The sequence below is a fragment of the Pseudomonas guariconensis genome, assembly GCF_015680235.1.
Lineage (GTDB): Bacteria > Pseudomonadota > Gammaproteobacteria > Pseudomonadales > Pseudomonadaceae > Aquipseudomonas > Aquipseudomonas guariconensis_A.
In genome coordinates, this window is record NZ_JADLJL010000044.1 from 24,299 (window position 1) to 33,938 (window position 9,640).

8 protein-coding genes are annotated in these 9,640 nt (G+C 65.2%); 3 read left to right on the plus strand and 5 right to left on the minus strand.

The annotated features are described in order from the left end of the window. Positions 1-3: 3 nt before the first annotated feature. From IRZ56_RS21245 to IRZ56_RS21255, 3 genes are all read right to left on the minus strand, one after another. Complete coding sequence (locus tag IRZ56_RS21245) at positions 4-1,650, minus strand: AMP-binding protein (protein WP_196146747.1); 1,647 nt, start codon at positions 1,648-1,650, stop codon at positions 4-6. A 277-nt stretch (positions 1,651-1,927) separates the two neighbouring features. Beyond that, on the minus strand, positions 1,928-2,956 hold the full coding sequence (locus tag IRZ56_RS21250; RefSeq protein WP_196146748.1) for an AraC family transcriptional regulator: 1,029 nt from the start codon (positions 2,954-2,956) through the stop codon (positions 1,928-1,930). Between the two features lie 148 nt (positions 2,957-3,104). Then, positions 3,105-3,968, minus strand: a complete 864-nt coding sequence (locus IRZ56_RS21255) for a LysR substrate-binding domain-containing protein (RefSeq protein ID WP_196146749.1) — start codon at positions 3,966-3,968, stop codon at positions 3,105-3,107. A 112-nt stretch (positions 3,969-4,080) separates the two neighbouring features. Between IRZ56_RS21255 and IRZ56_RS21260 the strand changes: the two genes are divergently transcribed. Together IRZ56_RS21260 and phnX are read left to right on the plus strand one after the other, a co-directional pair. Further along, entirely contained in the window at positions 4,081-5,187 is a 1,107-nt protein-coding gene (locus tag IRZ56_RS21260; RefSeq protein WP_196146750.1) for a 2-aminoethylphosphonate--pyruvate transaminase, read from the plus strand. Positions 5,188-5,223: 36 nt separating this feature from the next. Then, complete coding sequence (gene phnX / locus IRZ56_RS21265; protein ID WP_043214125.1) at positions 5,224-6,051, plus strand: phosphonoacetaldehyde hydrolase; 828 nt, start codon at positions 5,224-5,226, stop codon at positions 6,049-6,051. Between the two features lie 112 nt (positions 6,052-6,163). On the opposite strand, the gene IRZ56_RS21270 is transcribed toward phnX, so the two are convergent. Then, positions 6,164-6,724: an NADPH-dependent FMN reductase gene (locus tag IRZ56_RS21270; RefSeq protein WP_196146751.1), complete on the minus strand. Its 561-nt coding sequence runs from the start codon at positions 6,722-6,724 to the stop codon at positions 6,164-6,166. Between the two features lie 155 nt (positions 6,725-6,879). Here IRZ56_RS21270 and IRZ56_RS21275 point away from each other — a divergent pair, with 155 nt between their 5' ends. Further along, positions 6,880-7,098 (plus strand): hypothetical protein, encoded by a 219-nt coding sequence (locus tag IRZ56_RS21275; protein WP_084854710.1) that lies wholly within the window; start codon positions 6,880-6,882, stop codon positions 7,096-7,098. Here the strand turns inward: IRZ56_RS21275 and IRZ56_RS21280 are convergent. Then, a complete protein-coding gene (locus IRZ56_RS21280; protein WP_196146752.1) occupies positions 7,082-9,343 on the minus strand; it encodes an Orn/Lys/Arg decarboxylase N-terminal domain-containing protein in 2,262 nt (753 codons plus the stop codon). The two genes, IRZ56_RS21275 and IRZ56_RS21280, sit on opposite strands and share 17 nt — an antisense overlap. Positions 9,344-9,640 lie beyond the last annotated feature (297 nt).

Below are 9,640 nucleotides of genomic sequence, written 5' to 3' on the forward strand. Positions count from 1 at the left end.
CCTTCAGGCGCTGGCGCGAGTGGCCAGCGCAGCGTGTTGTAGGGCGATTTCCTGGTTGCGCAGGATGAAGCGTTGCAGCTTGCCGCTTGGGGTCTTGGGCAGTTCGCTGACGAATTCGATTTCCCGCGGGTAGGCGTGGGCATAGAGGCGCTGGCGTACATGCTGGCGCAGGGCGTCTTCAAGTGCGGCGTTGCCTTCGAAGCCCTTGGCCAGCACCACGAAGGCCTTGATCAGTTCGGTACGCTCGGGGTCGGGCTTGCCGATTACGGCGGCCTCGATCACGGCCGGGTGCTCGATCAGCGCGCTTTCCACATCGAACGGCCCTACCCGGTAGCCGGACGTGGTGATCACGTCGTCGCTGCGCCCGACGAAGCTGATGCTGCCATCGGTGTTGAGCTCGACCGTGTCACCGCTCAGGTAGTACTTGCCGATGAAGGCCTTGGTCGGCAGGCCGTGGTAGCCACCGAACCAGCACAATGGCGACTGCTCACGATCGACTGCCAGGATTCCCGGCTGCCCGGCCGGCAGTTCGTTGCCCTGTTCGTCCAATACCACGATGCGGTGGCCGGGGATAGCGAAGCCCGCCGAGCCGGGGTGCACCGGATGCGTCAGGGCGTGGTGATTGCACAGCACCATGCCCAGCTCGGTTTGGCCGTAGTGGTCGTGAATAGTCACGTCCAGCTCGTCGGCGAACCAGCGGATCACTTCCGGGTTGAGCGGCTCACCGGCGCTGCTCACTACGCGCAAGCGGCCCTTGATCGGTGCCGAGAAGTCGCTGCCGGCAGCGATCAGCAGGCGATAGGCCGTGGGCGAGCCGGCCAGGTTGCTGATGCGGTGCTTGTCGATGATCCGCGCACAGCTTTCGACGCTGAACGGTCCATCGTAGAAGGTGGTGGCATGCCCCAGGGCCAGCGGGCCGGTGACGGCGTAATACAGGCCGTAGGCCCAACCCGGATCGGCCAGGTTCCAGAAGTTGTCCTCCGGTTGCAGGCCGATGGCATCGCGCATGTAGCCTTTGAAGGCGACGATCGCTCGCAGCGGTACCTCCAGCGGCTTGGCAGGCCCTGTGGTACCCGAGGTGAACATCAGCAGGAAGGGATCGTCGCCGGTGCGCAGCACGGGCTCGCGCTCACCGGGCGCGGCATTCAAGGCGGTATGGAAATCCAGTTCGCCGGGCGTCGCCCCCACGGTGATGATGGTGGGGCAACCCGGCACCTCGTCCAGCTTGGCCCGGTTGCCACGGTCGGTGACCACGACACGGGCATGGGATTGTGCGAGGCGATGTTCGATGGCCTTGGGGCCGAAGGCGGTGAACAGTGGCTGGTAGACAGCGCCCAGGCGCCAGGTGGCCAGGACCGTGACCAACAGCTCAGGCGTACGCGGCATCAGACCGGCGACCCGATCACCGGCACCGACACCCAGACCTTCGAGGACATTGGCCAAGCGCGCAGCCAGCGCCTGCAACTGCTCGAAGCTGTAGCGTGCACCGTTACCGTCGCGATCTTCCCAGACCAGGGCGGTCCGGTTGCCACCGACATGGCGGTCGCAACATTCGACACAAGCATTCATCGCATCGAGATTGCCTTGCAGCGCCTCCTCGACGGCCCGGCCGTAATCGAACGAACGGGCGGCTTCGGCGTAGTCACGCATCGTCAGACTCCTGGTTGTTTTTGTTGGAGTGCACCATTTGTCTGAGATGTTCGCGCCCGCCACCCAGGCCGGCAATGGCCAAAACTGTCAATCACGATGACCGGTTTGGCCGCAGGGCCGTTGTATCTGTGGAAGCGGGCTCGTCCCGCGATTAGGCCGGGCCGGAATCACCGTCGCCTGGCAAGGGCTTCGCCCTTAATCGCGGGACAAGCCCGCTCCCACAGGGGGGCGCTAGCCGCTTGTTCTCTGTGGGAGCCGGCTTGCCAGCGACGGGACGCTACGGCAATGGCTTGGCGTCGCAGGCGCCGATCAGTTCGCGATAATGCCCTGGGTTGCAACCGAACCACTTGCGAAACGCCTTGTAGAACGAACTGCTGTCGGCGAAACCCAGGCGCTCGGCGATGGTCGCCAGGCCCACCTCGCAGTCGGCCAGCCATGCGATCGCCAGCTGGCGCCGCACACTGTCCTTGAGCCCCTGGTAGGTCTGCCCCTCGTCGGCCAGGCGGCGGCGCAGGGTCGAGGCGGACAGGCACAGCTGGCGTGCCAGCGCTTCGGCGTCGGGCCAGCCGGCCGGGTCCAGGGCCAGCAGGTCGTGGCGGATGCGCCGGGCCAGGCTGGCCGGGTCGCGGTACTTGACCAGGATATTGCCCGGCGCTTCGGCCAGGAACCGTTGCAGTTCCTCAGGCGTACGGCGCAGGGGCACGTCCAGGCAATCGGCGGCGAAGATCATGCGGGTGCGCGGACGGTCGAACTGCAGGTTCTCCGAGAACATTACCCGGTAATCGTCACAGAACGGCGGCTCGGCGCACCGCAGGTCGATGGCCAGGATCGGGATGCGCCGCCCGGCCAGCCAGCAGGCCACGCCGTGCACGATCATCCAGAAGGTGAAATAGGTAAAGGCGCGCCGGGGTTCGTCACGGGGCTCGTAGATGACGATCTCGGCCAGGCTCTGCTGGCGCACCAGGCTCGGTTGCAGGTCTTCGAGCATCAGCGAGAGGAACGCCAAGGCCGTGTCCAGGGCCGCGCCCAAGGTCGGCTGCGCCATGCTCGCCCGACACAGGAAGGCCAGGCTCCCGGTGCGCAGGCCACGCGGGTCCATGGCGAAGAATTCGTCGTTGCAGCGCCGGGCCAGCAGACGCCAGAGCCGGGCGTACGCTTCGGCAGTGACCCGGGCGTCGGGTTGTTCGAGCTCGCAGGCATCGATACCAGCGCGGGCCAGCAGGGGCGCATCGGGCTGGCCGGCCGGGCACGTCTGCAGCAGCGCTTCGCGCACCAGCTGCATGGAAATGGTGTCTTTGTCGCTCATTGGCCGTCTAGCGCCCGTGTCTTCTCAGCCACCGATCTTACCAGTGCGGCCCTCATCGCGGGGCAAGCCGACACGTATTGCACCGTCCTCAAGAACAGCGATGTGCCTGTGGGAGCGGGCTTGCCCCGCGATGAGGGCCGCCTCCTTATCAGAGACTCACCGCCAACCCCAGGAACGCCTGAATCAACCGCAGCTCACGGCGCCGCTCCAGGCAACCGATCATGTGCCGGTTCACCAGCCCCTCGCCACTCAACGGTCGCGCCACCACCCGCGGGTCATGCGCCACCTCCATCGACGACACGATGCCGATGCCAAGCTCTGCTGCCACCGCCTCGGTGACCGCCTCGCGGCTGTCCAGCTCCAGCAATACTCGCGGCTGCACCTTGGCCTCGGCGCAGGCTTGGTCGAAGGTACGCCGGGTAATGGAGCTGGGTTCGCGCAGCACCATGATCTGCCGGTCCAGCTCCGCCAGGGGCAGGTCGCCCTCGCCTGCCGCCCAGGGGTGGCCGACCGGCAGCAATGCGCACAAGCGCGACTCGCCCAGGCTCTGCAGATACAGCCCCTTACGCGGCTCGACCTCGGTCAGCACCGCCACGTCGGCATGCTCGGAGACCAGCGCCGCCAAGGTTTCCTGGGCGTTGCCCAGGCGCAGGTTGACGGTGATGCCCGGGTAGCGCGCCCTCAGCATGCCCAACATCGGCATGACCCGGTGGGGCCCATCCGCCGCCACTTCCAGGCGCCCGGTCAGCAGTTGCCGGTTGGCCTCGAGCATGGCCTGGGCTTCCTCGGCCAGGCTGAACATCGCCCGGGTGATGGCCGCCAGACGTGTGCCCTCCTCGGTTAGTTCCACCCGCCGCGCGGTACGTCGCAACAACGTGATCTGGTAGTGCTCTTCAAGGGCCTTCACATGCCCGGTCACCGCCGGCTGGCTGATGAACAAGCGCTCTGCGGCACGGGTGAAGCTGCCTTCACGGGCCACCGCATCGAAGGCGCGTAGCTGGAACAAGTTCATATCTATCGGCCTGACTTATGGCTGGCATAACAACAAACAATTTGATTGATGGAGCAGCAAATTGCAACTTAGGCCCCGTAGTTTCAGCCCACCGCTTGTGAGGAATAACGGAATGAGCAACGCCCCGATCCTGCTGACCCCTGGCCCACTGACCACCTCTTCCCGCACCCGCCAAGCCATGCTGGTGGACTGGGGCTCCTGGGACCGCGACTTCAATCAACTGACCGCCAGCCTGTGCGAACAACTGCTGGCCATCGTCAACGGCAATGCCACCCACCACTGCGTGCCCCTGCAAGGCAGCGGCACCTTCGCCGTGGAAGCGGCCATCGGCACCCTGGTCCCCCGCGATGGCAAGGTGTTGGTGCTGATCAACGGCGCCTACGGCCAGCGCCTGGCGAAGATCTGCAAGGTCCTGGGCCGCGCCTACAGCACCTTCGAAACGGCCGAAGACCAGCCGACCACCGCTGCCGATGTCGACCGCCTGCTGGCTGCCGACCCCGCCGTCACCCACGTGGCGCTGATCCACTGCGAAACCAGCACCGGCATCCTCAACCCGCTGCCTGAGATCGCCCAGGTGGTCAAACGCCACGGCAAGCGCCTGGTCATCGATGCCATGAGCTCCTTCGGTGCCCTGCCGATCGATGCCAGCGAAGTGCCGTTCGAAGCCCTGATCGCTGCCTCCGGCAAATGCCTGGAAGGTGTGCCGGGCATGGGCTTCGTCTTCGCCGAGAAGAACGCCCTGGCGGCCGCCGAAGGCAACAGCCATTCCCTGGCGATGGACCTGCACGACCAGCAGGCATACATGGCCAAGACCGGCCAGTGGCGCTTCACCCCGCCGACCCACGTGGTCGCCGCCCTGCACGAAGCCCTGGTGCAGTACAACGAGGAAGGCGGCCTGCCGGCTCGCCATCAGCGCTACGCAGACAACTGCAAGACCCTGCTCGACGGCATGGCCAAGCTCGGCCTGCGCAGCTTCCTGCCCGCCGAGATCCAAGCACCGATCATCGTCACCTTCCACGCCCCGCGTGACGCCCGTTACCAGTTCAAGGACTTCTACGAGCGCGTGAAGGCCAAAGGCTTCATCCTCTACCCAGGCAAGCTGACCCAGGTGGAAACCTTCCGCGTCGGCTGCATCGGCGTGGTGGGAGCCGATGGTATGCAAGCTGCCGTCGATGCCGTGGCCCAGGTGCTGCGGGAAATGGAAGTGCTGGACATCTGATTCGACAAACCGCCCCAATTTCCAGGAAATCGTGCAATGAACTACAGCAACCCCACCCAGCTGCAAGCCGCCATCCTCGACTGGGCCGGCACCGTGGTCGACTTCGGCTCCTTCGCCCCGACCCAGATCTTCGTCGAAGCCTTCGCCGAGTTCGACGTCCAGGTATCCATCGAAGAAGCCCGTGGCCCGATGGGCATGGGCAAGTGGGACCACATCCGCACCCTGTGCGATGTGCCTGAAATCGCCGAGCGCTACCGCAAGGTGTTCGGCCGTACCCCGACCGACGATGATGTCACTGCCATCTACGAACGCTTCATGCCGCTGCAGATCGAGAAGATCGCCGTGCACTCGGCGCTGATTCCCGGCGCTCTGGACACCCTCACGGGCCTGCGCAAGGACGGCCTGAAGATCGGCTCCTGCTCCGGCTACCCGAAAGTGGTGATGGACAAGGTGGTGGAGCTGGCCAAGCAGAACGGCTATGTCGCCGACCATGTGGTGGCCACCGACGAAACCCCCAATGGCCGCCCATGGCCGGCCCAGGCCCTGGCCAACGTGATCGCCCTGGGCATCGACGATGTGGCGGCTTGCGTGAAGGTCGACGACACCGTGCCAGGCATCCTCGAAGGCCGTCGCGCCGGCATGTGGACCGTCGCCCTGGTGTGCTCGGGCAACGCCCTGGGCCTGACCTGGGAAGGCTACCGCGCCCTGAGCGCGGAGAAGCTGGAAAGCGAGCGCAAGCGCATCCACGCGATGTTCGAAAGCTCTCGCCCGCACTACCTGATCGACACCATCAACGAGCTGCCCGAGGTCATCGCCGACATCAACCGTCGCCTGGCCAAGGGCGAGATGCCGCAAGCGTCGTAAGGCTAGCCTATCGGGGCCGCTCGGCGGCCCTTTTGCGGCACAAGGCCGCTCCTACATTGGACGTAGGAGCGGCCTTGTGCCGCGAAAGGGCTGCGCAGCAGCCCCGATCAGGTCAAACGGCCCGGTTGAGCTTCACCCATGCCGCGAACTTGTCGATGAACGCCTGCAGGAACGGCCGGGTCTTGTCATTGAGCTTGCCCGATTCCTCGAACAGGCTCGCCGCCCCGCCGATGTATGCCTCGGGCATCTGCATGCAGGGCATGTCCAGGAATACCAGCGACTGGCGCACGCTGTGGTTGGCACCAAAGCCGCCGATGGCACCGGGTGAGACGCTCACCACCGCCGCCGGCTTACCGCTCCAGGCGCTCTGGCCATACGGCCGAGAGCCCACATCGATGGCGTTCTTAAGGCAGCCCGGCACCGAACGGTTGTACTCAGGCGTTACGAACAGCACCGCGTCGCTGCGGCGAATCTCGTCGCGAAAACGCGTCCAGGTCTCTGGTGCGCCATCGGCCTCGACATCTTCGTTGTACAGCGGCAGGTCGCCGATCTCGACGATCTTCAGGGCAAGGCTGGACGGCGCCAGCTCTCCGAGGGCCCGGGCCACCTTGCGATTGTAGGACTGCTTGCGCAAGCTGCCGACGACGACCGCTACCGAATAGACCTGGCTCATGGTGTTTGCAACCTCTGCTGGCTAGGGAAAGTTGTAGTTATAGATGACCGCACCCTGCCACCAGAGTTTTTTTGCCATCAGCAGAAAACTTCCAGCCGTCCGCACGGGTCTATGCCTGCAGATATTTCCCAAAAATTTCAGAGGTTTTCTCGCAAATGGCAGCAATACTGGTCGGCCAATTCCACGCACGTGACGCCGAAGGCCGTATCTATCCCGTGCATGAGTACCAGGAATCCACCCTCCAGGCCGACGGCAGCAGCCTCGGTGCGCCGATCGTGACCTACCGCTTGCCTGTCGGCGACCGCGTCCGCCACCTGGGCGAGGACCGCTTCGAGCTCGCCCATAGCGGCGTCGAGCTCATCCGCATTCCTTGACGCAATCGACCGTATAGACACGCCCCTGGCCATGATCTTCGCTCTGCAGGCCATGGACATCGGCGACGAAGCCAGGGAAGCCGCTATCGAAGGCCCGGGCGAAGGCCAGGTAGTCGATGATCGAACGCGTGGCCTCGGTGAAGCGCTCGCCGGGCATGATCAACGGTATGCCAGGTGGGTATGGCACCAGCATCACAGCGGCCACCCGCCCCAGTAAGGCCTCGATCGGCACCGCCTCCACCTCCCCGCGCACCATCCGGTCATAGGCCTGGGCCGGGGTCATGGCCATTTCCGGCAAGCAGGTGAACAGGCGCTTGAGCTGCTTGGCCGTAGCGTTGGCCCGGTAGCAGCCGTGCAGTTGGTCGCACAGGTCGCGCAGCCCCAGCCCCTGGTAACGTGACGGGGCGACCGCCATCACGCTCGGCAGGCAGTGGCCCAGGGCGGTGTTGCCATCGTAGTGGCGCTTGAATTCGAGCAGTTCGGTGAGCAAGGTGCTCCACTTGCCCTTGGTGATGCCCATCGAGAACAGTACCAGGAAGCTGTACAGGCCGGTCTTCTCCACCACCAGCCCCCGTTCCCAGAGGAACTTGCCCACCACTGCCGCCGGGATACCGTGCGCGTCCAAGGCACCGCCCACCGTCAGCCCCGGCATCACCAGGGTGACTTTCAATGGGTCGAGCAGCATGTAGTCCTGCTCCACCTCGCCGAAACCGTGCCACTCGGCGCCTGGCTGCAGCAACCAATCCTGGGCTGCCAGGCCCTGGGCACCGTCGGTCGCGGGCGGCTGCCAAATGCTGAACCACCAGTCATCGGCGGCGATGTGTTCGCGCAGATTGGCCAAGGCCCGCCGAAAGCTCAGTGCCTCGTCGAACATTTCCTGCAGCAGCGAGGTGCCGGCCGGCCCCTCCATCATGGTCGAGGCGACGTCCAGCGAGGCCAGGATGCTGTACTGCGGCGACGTAGAGATATGCATCATGAAGGCTTCGTTGAAGCGGTCACGGTCCAACTGCCGCAGACTGCCGTCCTGCACGTGGATCATCGAGGCCTGGCTGAACGCCGCCAACAGCTTGTGCGTGGAATGGGTGCTGAACAGCAGCGGGCTGTCTTCACCACGCGGGGTGCCCATGGCGTAGCGGTTGGCGAAGAATTCGTGAAACGCGGCATAAGCGAACCAGGCCTCGTCGAAATGCAGGACTTCGACCCGAGTACCCAGTACCTGCTTGATCAACCCGGCGTGGTAGCACAGCCCGTCATAGGTCGAGTTGGTCACCACGGCCAGGCGGATGCGCGACGTGCGCCCCCGGGCCAGTGGGTTGGCGTCGATCTTCGCCTGGATCGATGCCGGGCTGAACTCGCTCAGCGGGATCGGCCCGATGATGCCCAGTTCGTTGCGCTCCGGGCACAGGTAGAGCGGGATGGCGCCGGTCATGATGATCGCGTGCACCACCGACTTGTGGCAGTTGCGATCCACCAGCACCAGGTCGTCACGACCGACCATCGCATGCCAGACGATCTTGTTGGCGGTGGAGGTGCCGTTGATCACGAAGAAGGTATGGTCGGCGCCGAAGTTGCGCGCGGCCCTGGCTTCGGCCTCGGCCAGAGGGCCGGTGTGGTCGAGCAGCGAGCCAAGTTCAGGCACCGATACCGACAGGTCCGAGCGTAGGGTGTTTTCCCCGAAGAACTGGTGGAATGCCTGGCCTACCGGGCTCTTGCGGTAGGCCACGCCGCCGCCGTGGCCGGGGGTATGCCAGGAATAGTTGGATTGCGCGGTGTGCTGCACCAGCGCCTTGAAGAACGGTGGCAGCAGGCCGTCCAGGTAGTTGTGCGCAGCGCGGGCCACCTGGCGGGCGAGAAAAGGTACGGTGTCTTCGAACAGGTAGAGGATGCCGCGCAGCTGGTTGAGCTCGCTCATGGTCTCGGCGGGGGCATTCTCCAGCGTCACCTGTTCACCGAGGGCGAAGATGGGCAGGTTCGGTGCGCGCTGGCGGGCCAGGCGGATCAGCTCTGCCATGTTCTGCAGCAAGCGGGTGTCTTCACCGACGCCTTCGGCGGCGATCAGCATGCACGCCAGGCCATGGTGGGTGGCGGCCACCAAGCGGGCCTCGGCCTGGTCGGCTGCCGCGAGGATGGCGAAACCGTCCTGGGCCAGCTCATCGGCGATACCGCGCACCCGCTCGCCGGCGACGCTGTCGGCCTTGATGGCGCGGTGGACGATGAGTATGGGGAATTTCAGGTCCTTGTACATGGCGCGGTACTACCTCCGAAGGACGAGTCCGTTCCTTCAGGGTAGACGGGTTGGGAATCTGGAGCGGGCTCGTTCCGCGATTAGGCCGGGCCCGGTATCACCGTCGCCTGGCAAGGGCTTGGCCCTCGATCGCGGGACAAACCCACCAGGCCTGCGCTGTTTTCAGAGACGCCGCCGTAGGTGTGGGAGATTACCCAGCCCTTCGGGCTGCGCTGTCGCGCAGAGAACAAGCGGCTAGCGCCGCCCCCTGTGGGAGCGGGCTTGTCCCGCGATCAAGGGCGAAGCCCTTGCCAGGCG

Bases quoted from the DNA above. Each gene is read 5' to 3' on its own strand.
- IRZ56_RS21245 (WP_196146747.1), bottom strand. From the start codon at position 1,650: ATGCGTGACTACGCCGAAGCCGCCCGTTCGTTCGATTACGGCCGGGCC.
- IRZ56_RS21250 (WP_196146748.1), bottom strand. From the start codon at position 2,956: ATGAGCGACAAAGACACCATTTCCATGCAGCTGGTGCGCGAAGCGCTG.
- IRZ56_RS21255 (WP_196146749.1), bottom strand. From the start codon at position 3,968: ATGAACTTGTTCCAGCTACGCGCCTTCGATGCGGTGGCCCGTGAAGGC.
- IRZ56_RS21260 (WP_196146750.1), top strand. From the start codon at position 4,081: ATGAGCAACGCCCCGATCCTGCTGACCCCTGGCCCACTGACCACCTCT.
- phnX (WP_043214125.1), top strand. From the start codon at position 5,224: ATGAACTACAGCAACCCCACCCAGCTGCAAGCCGCCATCCTCGACTGG.
- IRZ56_RS21270 (WP_196146751.1), bottom strand. From the start codon at position 6,724: ATGAGCCAGGTCTATTCGGTAGCGGTCGTCGTCGGCAGCTTGCGCAAG.
- IRZ56_RS21275 (WP_084854710.1), top strand. From the start codon at position 6,880: ATGGCAGCAATACTGGTCGGCCAATTCCACGCACGTGACGCCGAAGGC.
- IRZ56_RS21280 (WP_196146752.1), bottom strand. From the start codon at position 9,343: ATGTACAAGGACCTGAAATTCCCCATACTCATCGTCCACCGCGCCATC.